We start from the raw sequence: 14713 nt of genomic DNA, 5'->3' as shown, positions 1-14713 counted from the left end.
CAGAAGAAGCGCCGCCAATCTTTACGAAAGAATGTCGCGGTAAAGCTCGAGGTAGCGCTTCCCGGCAAAGTCCCAGGAGTAGCCGCGGGCTTCGTTCATCAGGTTGGTCCGCACCGTCTCGTCATCACCGCTCAAGCGCTGAAACGCTGCTTCAATGGCATCGGCCGATTTTTTCGGATTATGGAAATCCGCGAGGGTGATCTCTTGGTGACGCTGCGCCAGAGTTTGAAAAGCCTCGTTGGGGTTTAGGACGGGACAGAGCCCCGCACTCATCGCTTCCAAGGCGACCAGTCCGAAGCCCTCGTAGTCAGAAGCCGAAGCAAAGATCGACGCTTGAGCCAAAAGCTCCCGGATCTGATCGTTTTCCGGCTCGACATGAACGCGTATGCGAGACGAAAGATGATGGCCCTCGATCACCTGCTCGAGATCGGAACGCTTTAAATCAGATTCCGCCCCGATAATATCGAGGGTCCATTCGCTGGGCAGAGACGCGACTGTCGCGACAAGATTCGCAAGCCCTTTGTTGAGGGAAAATCGGCCGATCGTGACGATGCGTCGCTGCGGTGTGCGTGAGGCAGAGTTGGCAAACTTTCCGATATCGACCCCATTTTCAATCAGCACGCACCGGCTGGACGCAATTTGCGCAAACTGGCTCATATCGGAAGCGCTGCAGCAGACGATATTTCGATAGGCAGACGCCGAGAACCGCGTCAGGCTGTTAAACCAAACTGTCTTTAACGCGGCATAGGCCTGCGTATGAAAAAAGCCGCCATGTGTCGTCGCGACCATCGGCTTGCGATGCATCAAACGCCCGATGGCCAAGGCGTCAAAGAAGAAATCGATGGCATGCACATGGACAATATCTGCATCACCGAGATGGCGAAAGACCGTGGGCGCTAAGGGATAGCGCGAGCTGCCGCGCCAGGGAATGCGCACAATCTCAATTCCATCGAGATATTCGTGAGGAGCCAGTTTTTGCTCGCGCGCAGTAAAGAGCGTATCGAGTGTGACGACCTTGACCCTGAAACCTGCCTCAAGCGTCTGTCGCGCCAGATTGGCAACGACATCTTCAAGCCCGCCCCGATTGGGCAGAAATTGGCGCACGACATGCGTGACAAGCGGCGAACTCTGTCCGCGGCTCGGACTGGGTGGGATGGTTGGCAAAGAGGCCAAAGATAAACCCGCGTTTCTGATCTGTCTCGATCAATAGAGGAAAGCATTTAAGGCAGCGTTTATTTACCCTTTGCTTTGGCTCGACCGATGCGGTTCAGAACGCTCTGAATGTCAGCGTCGTCAGTGACCGCACGATACCGGGAATGCTGGCAATGTTGTCATTGATGAATTTGCCGATGTCTTGACCTTCTTCGATATAAACCTTCAAGAGCAGGTCGTAGTCCCCACTGGTCGAATAGAGTTCGGACGCAACTTCCTTCTCGTAAATCGCGTCGGCAACTTCGTAGGTTTTACCGGGCGCGCATTGGAGCTGTACGAAAATCGGCTTCATGAATGTTGTGTCCGTTGTTCTGTCGGTTGGAAATCGCCATGCCGGTGAGGCTGCTAGCGGTTAGTCGGCAATGCCTGCTTCAGAAATGATCCATTTGCGAAACGCTGACAATGGCGGGTAATCTGCGCGCTCGGCACGATAAGCAAGATAATATTTTTCGGCGCTTTCTATCTCGCCGTCAACGATCGAGACGAGCTGTCCCCGCTCCAACTCCTCCGCGATGAGGAATGTCGGCAAAAGGGCAATACCAAGCCCGGCAGCAGCGGCCTGTGCCATGATAGTGAATTCATCGAACAACATGCCATGCAGGCTTTGGAACGAGACACCTTGATGAATAAACCATCGCTCCCAAGCATCCGGACGGCTATTGAGGTGCAGGAGCGGCTGATCGAGGAGCTGAGCAGCGCTCGAAACGTAGCATTCGCGACGGAATTGAGGGCTGCAAACAGGTTGGACCTTTTCTGCCATAAGAAGATCGAGCTGGGCATCGGGCCACTGCGCCGATCCCACATGAATAGCAGCATCGATGGAATCTGTCCGGAAATCAAACGGCGTGAAACGCGTCACGAGGTTGACGATTATTCCCGAATTTTCGCGCAGGAAACCGGCAAGCCGCGGTGCAAGCCAGCGCGCACCGAATGTCGCGGGCACCGCCAAATTGAGCGTTCCGCCGCGTGGATTGGCACGAAGGTTTAGTGATGCGTTCGATATCCGGCGGAGGGCCTCTCGAATCTCCCTCGCATATCCATCGCCCGCCAGGGTGAGCTTCACCGTCTGGCGCTCGCGCAGAAAGAGATCAACGCCTAGCTTTTCCTCCAAAAGACGGATTTGCCGGCTCACTGCGCTTTGCGTGAGGTTCAGCTCTCTGGCGGCAAGCGTTACGCTACCGGTCCGCGCCACGGCTTCAAAAGCCGCAAGAAGCGAAATTGACGGAAGAAACCGACGTTCATGCACCTTAGATCATTTCAATCCAGAATGAGCTCTGTCTGAAAAAGCGATATTCACGCGCTTCTGTGCTTTGTAAAGATAATGGCAGAACAAATTTGGAATGAATGCCGCCGATCGACAGGCCATGACCACTAGACCATCTTACATTGATAGTGCAACGCGCCCGTGAACGGGTTTACATACGGATATCACCATGCTCGACGATCCGCACTCGCACGGACTATGGGAAAGGTCAGCGCCACCGGCTCCCACGACGACAGAATTGGTCGACGAGCTCACTGTCGATGTCGTGATCGTCGGTGCGGGTTACACAGGTCTTTCCGCAGCGCTTCATCTGGCAGAGGCAGGCGTCAAGACTGCCGTCCTCGAAGCGACCGCCATCGGCTTTGGCGGCGCTGGCCGCAATGTGGGTTTGATCAATGCGGGCATGTGGGTCATGCCGGATGATCTTCCGGGCGTCCTCGGACCAGTATATGGCGAAAGGCTGCTCGACCTTCTGGGCAATGCGCCGCGCCTCGTCATGGAGATAATCGAAAGGCACGGGATCGACTGCGAACTGACACGCAACGGAACCCTTCACCTTGCGGTAGGCGATAAGGGACTGAAGGAAATAGAGGATCGCGCGCGCCAATGGCAGGCGCGGGGCGCACCCGTTGTTCTGCTGGATGCGGCTGAGACGGAACGACGTGTCGGAAGCAGAAGCTATACGGGCGCTCTTCTCGACAAACGCGCAGGAACACTCCAGCCGCTGGCATACGCCCGCGGGCTCGCAAAATCTGCCTTGGCCGCAGGTGCTGCAATTTTTACCGCAAGCCCGGTGACCGAAGCGATAAGAAAAGACCGTCACTGGCAGGTTGCAACGCCAAAAGGGCACGTGACGGCGCAATGGGTCATCGTTGCAACGGATGCCTATAGCACAGGCCCCTGGGAGAGGGTCCGCACAGAGCAGGTGCATCTTCCTTATTTCAACCTCGCGACCCAACCGCTGAGCGACAATCTCAGACGATCGATCCTCCCTGGTCTTGAAGGCGCATGGGACACAAAAGAGGTGCTTTCTTCCTTTCGACTGGACAAGGCAGGACGGCTGGTCTTCGGTAGCGTCGGCGCCCTGCGAAACAGCGGCAAGATGATCCACCCCGCCTGGGCGAAGCGGGCGATGCACAAGCTGTTTCCCCAGTTGGGCGACACTAACTTCGACTACCAATGGTACGGAAAGATCGGCATGACCGTTGATGCCTTGCCGCGATTTCATCGCTTCGATCAGAACGTCATCGGCTTTAGCGGCTATAACGGCCGTGGGATTGCACCAGGCACAGTGTTCGGTCGCACGCTGGCAGAACACATCTTAGGCCAACGGCTCGAGGGCGATCTGCCGCTACCGGTCTCCGATGTCAATGAACCAGCTTTCCGCACGTTAAAGGAAATCTGGTACGAAGCGGGCGCGCAAATCGCCCATATGGCGGATTCTCGCCTTTAGCGTTTGCTCGCTTTGATGGCGTCAGATCGCTGTCTCAGTGCGCGGAAAACCTGTCGGTTATTTTCCCAGCCCGGCATACCAGATCCAAAACAGCTCTTTCCGTTCTCGACATAAAATGTTTCACGTGAGACGAAGGCGCGAGGCTTTTTGCCCGCCAGAGGAACAATTACCTATGATTTTGACAATCGCGGAAGCGGAAAAGCTAGTCGTTGATGCCTTGCTGCGCAGCGGAGTGGGCAGGGACAATGCAATGTCGGTGGCAGCCGCGCTGGTTGCGGCCGAAGCGAGCGGGCAGGGCGGTCATGGTCTGCGCCGCGTCCAAGCCTATTCCGCCCAGTCGAAAGCTGGCAAAGTGGACGGGAAAGCCAAACCCGTCGTCGCCAACCCGCGGCCGGCCGTTCTCACCATAGATGCCTGCAATGGCTACGCCTATCCCGCTCTCGATATCGCGGTTTCGATGATGCCTGCTTTGGCTCGCCAGGAAGGTATTGCTGCCGCCTCGATCAATAGATCGCATCATGCCGGAGTTCTCGGGCTAACGGTCGAACGATTTGCAGAGCAGGGCCTCGTTGCGCTGATGGTGGCAAATGCTCCAGCCTCCATGGCTGCTTGGGGCGGTACGCGCCCGGTATTTGGAACCAATCCTATTGCCTTTGCAGCACCTTTGCCGGGCGAGGATCCGCTCGTAATCGACTTGGCGCTCTCCCGCGTTGCGCGCGGAAAAATCATGGCGGCCAAACAAAAGGGCGATCCCATTCCTGATAATTGGGCTTTCGACCGGCAAGGCAAACCGACAACCGATGCGACCGAAGCAATTGCCGGGACAATGGCCCCGTCCGGCGAAGCCAAAGGCGCCGCCCTTGCGATGATGGTCGAGGTCCTGGCGGGAGCACTGACGGGAGCGAACTTTTCTTTCGAATCTTCTTCACTTTTCGACGACCAGGGAGAGCCGCCAGGTCTCGGACAAATGCTGATCGTCATCGATCCTGCCGCGACAGCCGGAGGCGCTGCCGCGCAGCGATTGTCGCGGCTCGCTGATCAACTCGGCTCTGATCCCGGCGTGCGCCTGCCGGGAAAGCGCGGCCGCACGGCCCGCCAGCTGGCGCTGGAGACGGGGTTGGAGATCGAACAAGATGTGCTCAATGCCATCGCGGCTATCTGACGAGGCATCTGTGCGGACGGGCCAAGCAGATTCTTGCGACCTCAAGGAATTTTGAAAAGAAGCCGCGTCGTTAAACTTGAAATTGTTACTCATGATATTTATAGGCAGTTCACGCCTGGTTGCCGGGCAGGAACGTAATGGAGCCTTTATGAAAAACTTTATTAAGCCTCTTTCTGGCGCGCTGGTCTTTGCGGCAGCGATTTGCGGGACGGCATTGACGACATCGGGAACGGCACGCGCTCAGGATTCAGAAGGCATCGTCGTTTATAACGCGCAGCACGAAAGCCTTGGTCGCGAGTGGATCGACGCCTTTACCAAGGAAACCGGCATCAAGGTGACGCTGCGTCAGGGCAGCGACATGCAGTTTGCAAACCAGATCATTCAGGAAGGCGACGCTTCCCCGGCCGATGTTTTCCTTACCGAAAACTCCCCAGCCATGACACTGGTCGCCAATGCGGGCCTGTTTGCACCGCTCGATAAAGCGACTTTGGAACAGGTTCCGGCAGAATATAGGCCGTCCAACGGCCTTTGGACCGGCGTTGCTGCCCGCTCAACCGTCTTTGCGTATGACAAGACCAAACTCACGGAAGACAAGCTTCCCAAGTCGATGCTTGACCTCGCAAAGCCGGAATGGAAGGGTCGCTGGGGTGCATCGCCAGCCGGCGCCGACTTCCAGGCGATTGTCAGCGCACTTCTGGCGCTGAAGGGTGAAGACGAAACGGTCAAGTGGTTGAAGGCACTGAAGGAAAACGCAACGCCTTATAAAGGAAACAGCGTTGCTATGAAGGCCGTCAATGCCGGCGAGATCGAAGGCGCGGTCATTTATCACTATTATTGGTTCGGCGATCAGGCCAAGACCGGCGAAAACAGCAAGAACGTTGCACTTCATTACTTCAAGAATCAGGACCCCGGTGCCTTCGTCAGCATCTCGGGCGGCGGCGTCTTGAAGTCGAGCCAGCACATGAAGGAAGCGCAAGCGTTCCTCAAATTCATCACGGGCAAGGGCGGCCAGGACATCCTGAAGAACGGCACATCTTATGAATATGCTGTCGGCAAGGACGCTGTCTCCAATCCGAAGCTTGTTCCGCTCAAAGACCTGGATGCTCCCAAAGTAGATGCTGGCAGCCTCAACAGCAAAAAGGTCACAGAGTTGATGACAGCAGCCGGCCTCATCTAGGCCTTGGGTCCGACTGGAAAACCTCGACATGACAGCCGGCGGTCACTCCGCCGGCTTTTTTCTTCGCCAGAACCGGCCTCTGTGGCAGGAACCGTACCGCAAATGCGGCTCTTTCGCTTGAATTGCGAAAATGCGGGGGATAAGGGTTCGCCATTTCAAACCGCGGAGGCTCTCATGACAGCGCGCAATCTCTTCCTGCTGCCGGGCGACGGCATCGGACCTGAAGCAATGGCGGAAGTCCGCAAAATCATTGCCTATATGAACGACAAGATGAACGCCGGCTTTGTGGTGGATGAAGGTCTGGTTGGCGGCAGCGCCTATGACGCTCATGGCAAAGCTGTATCTGAAGACGATATGAAGAAGGCGCTTGCCGCCGATGCCGTTCTGTTTGGTGCGGTCGGCGGCCCTAAGTGGGATAGCGTTCCCTACGACGTTCGTCCGGAAGCTGGATTGCTGCGCCTTCGCAAGGATCTCGAGCTTTTCGCAAATCTTCGTCCGGCAATCTGCTATCCAGCGCTTGCCAACGCATCCTCGCTAAAGCCAGAACTTGTCGAAGGCCTCGACATCCTGATCGTGCGCGAGCTCACTGGCGGGGTCTATTTCGGAGAGCCGAAAGAAATCATCGACCTCGGCAACGGCCAGAAGCGAGGGATCGACACGCAGGTCTACGATACCTACGAGATTGAGCGCATCGCAGGCGTCGCCTTTGAACTGGCACGGACCCGCAACAACCGCGTTTGCTCGATGGAAAAGCGCAACGTGATGAAGTCGGGCGTTCTGTGGAACCAGGTGGTCACCGAAACGCATAAGGCGAAGTATTCCGATGTCGTTCTCGAACACATGTTGGCAGATGCCGGCGGTATGCAGCTGGTTCGCCAGCCGAAGCAATTCGACGTGATCGTTACCGACAACCTGTTCGGCGATATGCTTTCGGACGTCGCTGCCATGCTCACAGGCTCACTCGGCATGCTGCCATCAGCTTCGCTCGGTGCTCCGGACGCCAAGACTGGCAAGCGCAAGGCGCTTTACGAACCGGTGCACGGTTCTGCGCCGGATATTGCCGGCAAGGGTATCGCCAACCCGATCGCCATGATTGCGTCTTTTGCCATGTGCCTTCGCTACTCCTTCAACCTTGTTGAAGAAGCCGATAACCTTGAAAAAGCGATCGCGAATGTGCTCGATCAGGGTCTTCGCACAGCAGATATCATGTCTGAAGGCGGCAAAAAGGTTGGTACGACTGAGATGGGTGATGCCATTCTTGCTGAATTCAAGGCTCTGTCGGCCTGAGAGAGAGGTTCCACTGCAAAAGCGGTGATTCACGATCTCTGCAGCATTTATGTAAGGCGGGCAATATTGAAGCCCGCCTTCGTCTTTTCTATCTCCCTCAGCAAGGCGAAAAGGGAGATGGAATGAAGGCTGACGCTGAGGAGACCAAATCGTTCTGGAAACATCTTGCAAAGCGCTACCGCGCACGCGAGACGATCCATCGTCGGGTGCCTTGGAAAGGCTTCACCCTTTCGGCACTTAATGTCGTTGCGATCGCGTTCTTCGTGTTCGATCGCCCGCTTGGCCAAGCCGCCAAGTCAATATCCCCGCCACTGGTTTCCATAGCTGGCGATGTAACTGACATCGGCAGGATCGCCTGGATTTTGGCGGCACTCACAGGCATTACCGTCTGCGTTTATGCCTTACGCCACCGCCTCTTCAAAATCAGACCGAAATTCCGCTTCGCCTATTTCGGCCGGATGATCGCCTATGTGTTCACGAGTGTGGCGGCGGCCACCTTGATCGCCAACCCGTTGAAGTTTCTCATCGGCAGAGCCCGCCCGCTTCTCTATGAACAAGTTGGCGTCTTCAGCTTTCAACCCTTCAGTCTCGATTTTCTCCATCAAAGCTTTCCTTCAGGCCATTCATCGAACATCGGGGCGCTGTTTACCGCGCTTGCGCTGCTTTTTCCGCGCTACCGACTTTTGTTCATCGGCATCGGCCTATGGATGGGCGCAACCCGCGTGATTATCGGCGTCCATTATCCGAGCGATGTCGCCGCGGGCCTTGCCTTGGGCGGATGGCTTGCATTTGCAGTGTCGGTGCTGTTTGCCCGCTTGGGCTATGTCTTTTCGATCGGTCGCGATGGCTGGCCGCAGCCTCGCCTGGCCAGAGTGCTTCGTTGAATCCACTCGACCGGGGCTGCCGGCGAGCGACATGATGCTGGTAGCGAAAAAACTCACCTCCAAACGAAATCTTACATCGCCCAAAGAGAAAGGCCCGGCTCTCACACCGGGCCTCCCATGCCTTGCACTTCTTAAAGTTAATCAATCTTACTCAGGTCGCGATCCTTGGTCTCAGGCAGGAAGAGGACGCCGATGACGAAGGTGATGGCCGCAAAGACGATAGGGTACCAGAGGCCGTAATAGATATTGCCGGCGGCCGCGCTCATGGCAAAAGCCGTTGCGGGAAGGAGACCGCCAAACCAACCGTTGCCGATATGGTAGGGCAAAGACATGCCCGTATAGCGTATCCGCGTCGGGAAAAGCTCGACCAGAAGCGCCGCGATCGGCCCGTAGACCATGGTGACGTAAAGCACGAGCACGAACAGAACGGCAATCGTGCCGATCCAGTTGACCCGTTGTGGATCCGCGACCATGCTGAAAGCGCCGCCATTCGCGATGGTGTAGACTGGCATCTCCTGCGCAGCCTGCGCTTCTTCGGCCGTCAGCAACTTGTCGGTAACAAGCTGGCTGGTCGGGACAACCTGTTTGTCGCCGGCGCGAACGGTTTGGGCATTAAGCCCAAGTTCCGGGTTGGCTGCGATAAATGCATCGAGCTTGCTATCAGGTACGCGGGCGGAGGCCCGGTTCAACGGGTAGCCTGCGTCATGAAGGGCAACGTTGACGTTCTTTTCGAATGTCGCGTTCGTTGCTTTCGCCGAGGCGCCGGCTGCGACTGCGTCATAGCTTGTAATCGTCCTATCGCCGATCTTGACGGTGGCAGGCTGGCCGGCCGGACCGGAAACGACATCATAAGGCACCGAGTTTTTGGTCAGGAATGCCGTCGCAACATCGCACGAACTCGTAAACTTGGAGGTTCCCGTCATGTTGAACTGGAAGTGGCAATCGCTCGGATCAGCCGTCACTGTCGCACGGATGCTTGCCTGCGCTTCCGCAAGGGCAGGGTTCGCCATCCACGTCATCGCCTTGAACAGAGGGTTATAGGTGATCGCCGCAATCAGCAGCCCGGCCATGATGATGCCCTTACGACCGATGCGATCGGAAAGCCCGCCGAAGATGACGAAGAACGGCGCGGCCAAGGCAAGAGCAATGGCAACCATGATATTGGCCGACTGAAGGTCGACCTTCAAAACGCTCTGTAAAAAGAACAGCGCATAGAATTGGCCGCCGTACCAGACCACGGCCTGACCCATGGTGGCACCGAGGAGCGCGATTAAAGCAATCTTGGCGTTTTTCCACTGACCGAAAGCCTCCGAAAGTGGCGCCTTGGAGCCTTTTCCCTCAGCCTTCATCTTCTGGAAAGCGGGAGACTCGTTCATCTTGAGGCGGATCCAGACGGAAATGCCGAGAAGAACGCATGACAGCAGGAACGGAATGCGCCATCCCCAGGCCGCGAAAGCCTCCTTGCCGAGCATGAGTTGGACGCAGATGATCACGAAGAGCGACAGAAAAAGACCAAGCGTTGCAGTGGTCTGGATCCACGACGTGAAGTAACCGCGACGACCATGGGGCGCGTGTTCGGCGACATAAGTCGCAGCACCGCCATATTCACCGCCAAGCGCAAGCCCCTGCAGCAGGCGCAGGATGATCAGGATGATCGGTGCCGCGATGCCCATCGTCGCAGAACCCGGCAGGACGCCGACAAGAAATGTCGACAGACCCATGATCAGGATCGTGACAAGGAAGGTGTACTTGCGCCCGACAAGATCGCCGAGCCGGCCAAACACCAAAGCTCCGAAAGGACGCACGATAAAGCCGGCTGCAAAGGCCAGCAGGGTGAAGATGTTGCGCGTTCCTTCCGGATACTGGCTGAAATAGGTGGCGCCGATGAAGACGGCGAGTGAGCCATAGAGATAAAAATCGTACCATTCGAAAACGGTCCCGAGAGAAGAGGCAAAGATCACCTTCTTCTCTTCGCCCGTCATCGGCGCGGCTTTCGCTCGCCCGACGCTTGCAACATTTGCCATTGAGTGCTCCTCCAGAGTTACTGCGCTTGCAACCAAACCCGTAGGCTTGCCTCCTGCCGCAAAGCGCGTAGCTCCAGTTTGACAGAAAAGTGAAGCACAACGGAGAGATGCTTTTGGCTTATGACTTTAGTCTAATGCCGCGCCTTGCAACCGGCGGATCATCGGGTTCCCAAAGTCGAAGAGATGAAAAGACCGGCTCTGCAAAAACCTTGACTATTTCGGGGAAACTTCTATGAGCAGAGGTGGAATAGGAACGTCCCATGTCTCGCAGCGGTAACCTCATCGCCGAACTCAATGAACCGGTACATTGTGCCGGTATGGATGTTGCCGTTCCGGTTTCTTCCAAAACCAAGGCCAAAACGACGACGAAAACCGTCTGACGTTCCTGGCCTGCCGCTCTCTCCCCGGCCCGGCCGGGGACAGAAAGCGCGGATATAGTCGCGCTTTCCCCTCACCGGACAAGTGGAGAGAAGAGAAAGAGAGCTTGATATGGGTTTTAAAGTAGCAGTCGCGGGAGCAACCGGTAATGTGGGCAGAGAGATGCTCAACATTCTCTCGGAACGTGGTTTTCCCGCCGATGAAGTTGTCGCACTGGCGTCTGCCCGCTCGCAGGGCACGGAAGTCTCCTACGGCGACCGGACGCTGAAGGTTTCGAACCTCGAAAATTACGATTTCTCCGACACGGATATCTGCTTGATGTCAGCTGGCGGCGAAGTATCGAAGAAGGTTTCGCCCAAGATCGGCCAGCAGGGCTGCGTCGTCATCGATAACTCATCGGCCTGGCGCTATGATGCCGACGTTCCTTTGATCGTTCCGGAAGTCAATCCGGACGCAATTACGCAGTTCACCAAGCGCAACATCATCGCAAATCCCAATTGCTCGACGGCACAATTGGTTGTGGCTTTGAAGCCGCTTCACGATGCGGCAACGATCAAGCGCGTCGTGGTGTCCACCTACCAGTCGGTTTCGGGTGCAGGCAAGGATGGCATGGATGAGCTTTTCAACCAGACCCGCGCCGTCTTTGTTGCTGACCCCATCGAGAACAAGAAGTTCACCAAGCGTATCGCCTTCAACGTTATTCCGCACATCGACGTCTTCATGGAAGACGGCTACACGAAGGAAGAGTGGAAGGTTCTGGCCGAGACCAAGAAAATGCTCGACCCGAAGATAAAGGTCACCTGCACCGCGGTGCGCGTTCCCGTGTTCATCGGCCATTCAGAATCGGTCAATATCGAGTTCGAAAAGGAAATCACCGCCGATCAAGCGCGCGATATCCTGCGCGATGCGCCGGGTTGCCTGGTCATCGACAAGCATGAAAACGGCGGCTACATCACGCCTTATGAATCGGCCGGTGAAGATGCGACCTTCATTTCGCGCATCCGTGAAGATGCGACGGTGGAGAATGGCCTGAACATGTGGGTGGTGTCTGATAACCTGCGGAAAGGTGCGGCCCTCAACGCAGTTCAGATCGCAGAACTGCTGATCAACCGCGGATTGATTAAGCCCCGCAAGCAAGCGGCTTGACAATTAAACATTAACCATAAGTCTGATAAGAGCCCTGCTGACAAGCAGGGCTTTTTACGAGCAGGCGGACTTTTGCAGAAAGTTCTTCTTTGCTGCTTTTAACACTCAAGCGGTGGGATCGAGGTCGAAGTGATGTACCTAAGAAAACTAATCCTGGCAGCTGTCACGACGGCAGCGATTTTCCCTCTAGCCGCAGCTTCGGCGAATGCTGCGCAATGCGGCAATAACGGCGCGGGATTTGATGCTTGGGTACAGCAATTCAAACAGGAAGCGGCTGGCCGTGGCGTAAGCCGCTCTGTTCTCGATCGTGCTTTTGCAAACGTCTCCTACAATCGTCCGACGATCGCTGCTGACAGAGGCCAGAAGAGCTTCAAGCTCTCCTTCGACGCCTTCATGAAAAAACGCGGTGGAGCGGCTGTGATCGCACGTGGCCGCAGCATGAAAGCAGCCAATGCGGCACTGTTCGCCAATATCGAGCGGCGCTATGGTGTTCCGGCCGGACCGCTACTGGCCATTTGGGGCATGGAGACCGGATTCGGCGCCTACATGGGCAACCAGCACACGCTGTCTGCCGTTTCGACGCTAGCTTACGACTGCCGCCGCTCTGAATACTTCACCGACCAGCTTTATGCTGCCCTGCAGCTTGTCTCTGAGGGCTTCCTTAGCACATCTGCACGCGGTGCAGCGCATGGTGAAATCGGACAGACGCAGTTCCTGCCGCGAAATGTCGTGAAATACGGTGCGGACGGCGATGGTGACGGCCGCGTCGACCTGATTGGCTCCCGCGCGGACGCCCTCGCCTCGACAGCAAACTTCCTGGTTGGCCATGGCTGGCAAAGAGGCGCCGGCTATCAGCCCGGCCAGCCGAACTTCTCGGCAATTGCTGGCTGGAATGCCGCGACAGTTTATCAGCAGGCCATCGCCTATATCGGCCAGCAGATCGACGGACGCTGATCTGATCTCGCTTCGACGCGCGCCTTACGGCGCGCGTTTGAACCTTCAAAGCGACGGGCGCTTGAAGTCACCGGTGTCTGGATCCATGATCCAGAGTTCGCCGGTCGAGATATCGAACCAGGCGCCATGAAGACGAACATGCCCATCCGCTTCCCGCTGACGAATTTCGGGAAAGGTCCGCAGATTTGCAATCGAATTCCGGATGGACACACGCTCGAGCGCCGTTTGTCGCTCGCCCGGCGTCATCATGTGGTTGCTCTGAATCTGCTCGGCCGCTTTGCGCACCAGTGACATCCACCGGCCGATAAAATCGCCCTTCGACAAGGGTTCGGCCTCGGGGTCGAGCGCGGCGCGAATACCGCCGCAGCGTCCATGTCCCATGACGACGATATCGCTGACCTCCAGCGCATGCACCGCAAATTCAAGTGCTGCCGACGTTGAATGATATTGTCCGTCCGGCTCATAGGGCGGCACCATATTGGCGACGTTGCGGATCACGAAAAGCTCACCTGGGCCCGAATCGAAGATCAACTCAGGCGCCGCACGCGAATCGCAACAGGCAATCATCAAGGTCGTCGGCTTTTGACCGTGTTCGGCCAGCGCCTTGTACCGATCTCGTGCATCGAAGTAGCGCCCACTCATGAAGTTGCGGTAGCCGACAAGAAGAGATGCGGGAAAATTCATAGGCGGGTCACCCAATTGAGAGAGGTAGACTGTCGAAAGATGCGCGCTCCTTACCGCCTCCTTTGGGCAGGATGCATAAGATGGCGCATCTGAACCATGGCCATCGGCGCAGAAAGGCTGTCGGCGTCACGGGCAAGCGTCAGTTCATCGCTACCGCGTTTGACCGCGCGAGCAAGAACTTCAAAAACAGAGGCTGTGGCCAGCTGTAAAGCTTTTTCTTCCTCCATGCCGGACAAGAGTCGCGACAGGAAAACAGCGCCCAGAAGGTCACCCAACCCGTTCGGGGCGTTATCGACAGCGCGATGCTCGGCAAGAAGGGCATGTTTTCCGGAAAGATAAAGATTACCGATCCCGCCGACCATCATCGGAACAGCAGAGGTCACCAGCATGCGGGAAGGGCCGAGCGCCAAGGCGGCGTCGATGATTGCCGTATTGTCCATCAGTGGCGCACCCGCGAGCCATGCGAGTTCGTAGCGGTTCGGCGTTGCCAGCGAAGCGAGCGGAATGAGATAGTCGCGAATTGCCTCCGCGGTCGCAGGCGGAACATAAAGACCGCCGATATCGCCCATCACCGGATCGCACACGTAAAGAAGATCCGGGTTCTTCTCGCGCAGCGCCGCTACGAAACGGGACACCGCCATTGCCTGGGCGGCATTGCCAAAATAGCCGCTCAGCACCGCTTTGACCTCTCCGACCCATTGCGATGCCAGAAGATCGTTCAACGCCGCTTCGAAATCTGCCTCCACAAAACCAAGACGGGTGGAACGGCCGTGACCGGGGTGCCATGGCAAAACGACGGTAGGCAAAGCCCAGACTTGATGCCCAAGGCGTTCCAGAGCGAAAACAGCCGCTCGATTACCCACAGACCCGCGAACGACGTGGCTCGATATAACAACAACCGTACCCTGTACATCTTCCGGCATGGCAGGCATCCCAATTTTTGTCGCGTGTTGATGGGGTGTTGGTGCCCGCCTGTCAACTGCTCTTCACGCACAGATGAGATGCATAAAAAGCTGATTCGGCATTTCTGTCCCACAAACCGATTTTCAAGAATTTTCATGCTTTTTGATCAGAAATTGAAGAAGTTC

General features: G+C 56.6%; 13 protein-coding genes. 7 read left to right on the top strand and 6 right to left on the bottom strand.

Annotated features, from left to right (window positions below):
* Positions 1-21 precede the first annotated feature (21 nt).
* The 3 genes from VQ830_RS09145 to VQ830_RS09135 all read right to left on the bottom strand — a co-directional run bounded on the left by VQ830_RS09145 (position 22) and on the right by VQ830_RS09135 (position 2458).
* Positions 22-1173: a glycosyltransferase family 4 protein gene (locus VQ830_RS09145; RefSeq protein WP_337267789.1), complete on the bottom strand. Its 1152-nt coding sequence runs from the start codon at positions 1171-1173 to the stop codon at positions 22-24.
* Positions 1174-1267: 94 nt separating this feature from the next.
* Positions 1268-1504 carry an Lrp/AsnC ligand binding domain-containing protein gene (locus VQ830_RS09140; RefSeq protein WP_337267788.1) on the bottom strand — a complete coding sequence of 79 codons (237 nt, stop codon included), beginning with the start codon at positions 1502-1504 and terminating at the stop codon, positions 1268-1270.
* A gap of 60 nt (positions 1505-1564) precedes the next feature.
* A complete protein-coding gene (locus tag VQ830_RS09135; RefSeq protein WP_337267787.1) occupies positions 1565-2458 on the bottom strand; it encodes a LysR substrate-binding domain-containing protein in 894 nt (297 codons plus the stop codon).
* A gap of 187 nt (positions 2459-2645) precedes the next feature.
* Between VQ830_RS09135 and VQ830_RS09130 the strand changes: the two genes are divergently transcribed.
* The 5 genes from VQ830_RS09130 to VQ830_RS09110 all read left to right on the top strand — a co-directional run bounded on the left by VQ830_RS09130 (position 2646) and on the right by VQ830_RS09110 (position 8439).
* The gene (locus tag VQ830_RS09130) at positions 2646-3929 is read left to right on the top strand and encodes an NAD(P)/FAD-dependent oxidoreductase (RefSeq protein ID WP_337267786.1); all 1284 of its coding nucleotides are present in this window, start codon (positions 2646-2648) and stop codon (positions 3927-3929) included.
* Positions 3930-4101: 172 nt separating this feature from the next.
* Positions 4102-5091, top strand: a complete 990-nt coding sequence (locus VQ830_RS09125; protein WP_337267785.1) for an Ldh family oxidoreductase — start codon at positions 4102-4104, stop codon at positions 5089-5091.
* 148 nt (positions 5092-5239) lie between these two features.
* Positions 5240-6268, top strand: a complete 1029-nt coding sequence (locus VQ830_RS09120) for an iron ABC transporter substrate-binding protein (protein ID WP_337267784.1) — start codon at positions 5240-5242, stop codon at positions 6266-6268.
* A gap of 174 nt (positions 6269-6442) precedes the next feature.
* The gene (gene leuB, locus VQ830_RS09115; protein WP_337267783.1) at positions 6443-7555 is read left to right on the top strand and encodes a 3-isopropylmalate dehydrogenase; all 1113 of its coding nucleotides are present in this window, start codon (positions 6443-6445) and stop codon (positions 7553-7555) included.
* 122 nt (positions 7556-7677) lie between these two features.
* A complete protein-coding gene (locus tag VQ830_RS09110) occupies positions 7678-8439 on the top strand; it encodes a phosphatase PAP2 family protein (RefSeq protein ID WP_337267782.1) in 762 nt (253 codons plus the stop codon).
* A gap of 137 nt (positions 8440-8576) precedes the next feature.
* Here the strand turns inward: VQ830_RS09110 and VQ830_RS09105 are convergent, their stop codons facing one another.
* Complete coding sequence (locus VQ830_RS09105; RefSeq protein WP_337267781.1) at positions 8577-10463, bottom strand: MFS transporter; 1887 nt, start codon at positions 10461-10463, stop codon at positions 8577-8579.
* 489 nt (positions 10464-10952) lie between these two features.
* Between VQ830_RS09105 and VQ830_RS09095 the strand changes: the two genes are divergently transcribed.
* Both VQ830_RS09095 and VQ830_RS09090 read left to right on the top strand, forming a co-directional pair.
* The gene (locus VQ830_RS09095) at positions 10953-11987 is read left to right on the top strand and encodes an aspartate-semialdehyde dehydrogenase (protein WP_337267780.1); all 1035 of its coding nucleotides are present in this window, start codon (positions 10953-10955) and stop codon (positions 11985-11987) included.
* 132 nt (positions 11988-12119) lie between these two features.
* Positions 12120-12941: a lytic murein transglycosylase gene (locus VQ830_RS09090; protein WP_337267921.1), complete on the top strand. Its 822-nt coding sequence runs from the start codon at positions 12120-12122 to the stop codon at positions 12939-12941.
* A 45-nt stretch (positions 12942-12986) separates the two neighbouring features.
* On the opposite strand, the gene VQ830_RS09085 is transcribed toward VQ830_RS09090, so the two are convergent.
* Together VQ830_RS09085 and pdxY are read right to left on the bottom strand one after the other, a co-directional pair.
* On the bottom strand, positions 12987-13625 hold the full coding sequence (locus VQ830_RS09085) for a carbonic anhydrase (RefSeq protein ID WP_337267779.1): 639 nt from the start codon (positions 13623-13625) through the stop codon (positions 12987-12989).
* Positions 13626-13675: 50 nt separating this feature from the next.
* Positions 13676-14548: a pyridoxal kinase PdxY gene (gene pdxY, locus VQ830_RS09080; protein ID WP_337267778.1), complete on the bottom strand. Its 873-nt coding sequence runs from the start codon at positions 14546-14548 to the stop codon at positions 13676-13678.
* Between the last annotated feature and the right edge of the window lie 165 nt (positions 14549-14713).

Origin of the sequence: Oryzifoliimicrobium ureilyticum, assembly GCF_037199735.1 — a bacterium.
In the GTDB taxonomy this organism is placed as follows: Bacteria; Pseudomonadota; Alphaproteobacteria; order Rhizobiales; family Rhizobiaceae; genus Rhizobium; species Rhizobium ureilyticus.
Note: the sequence above shows the minus strand (reverse complement) of the source record. Positions and strands in the feature narration are given on the sequence as shown.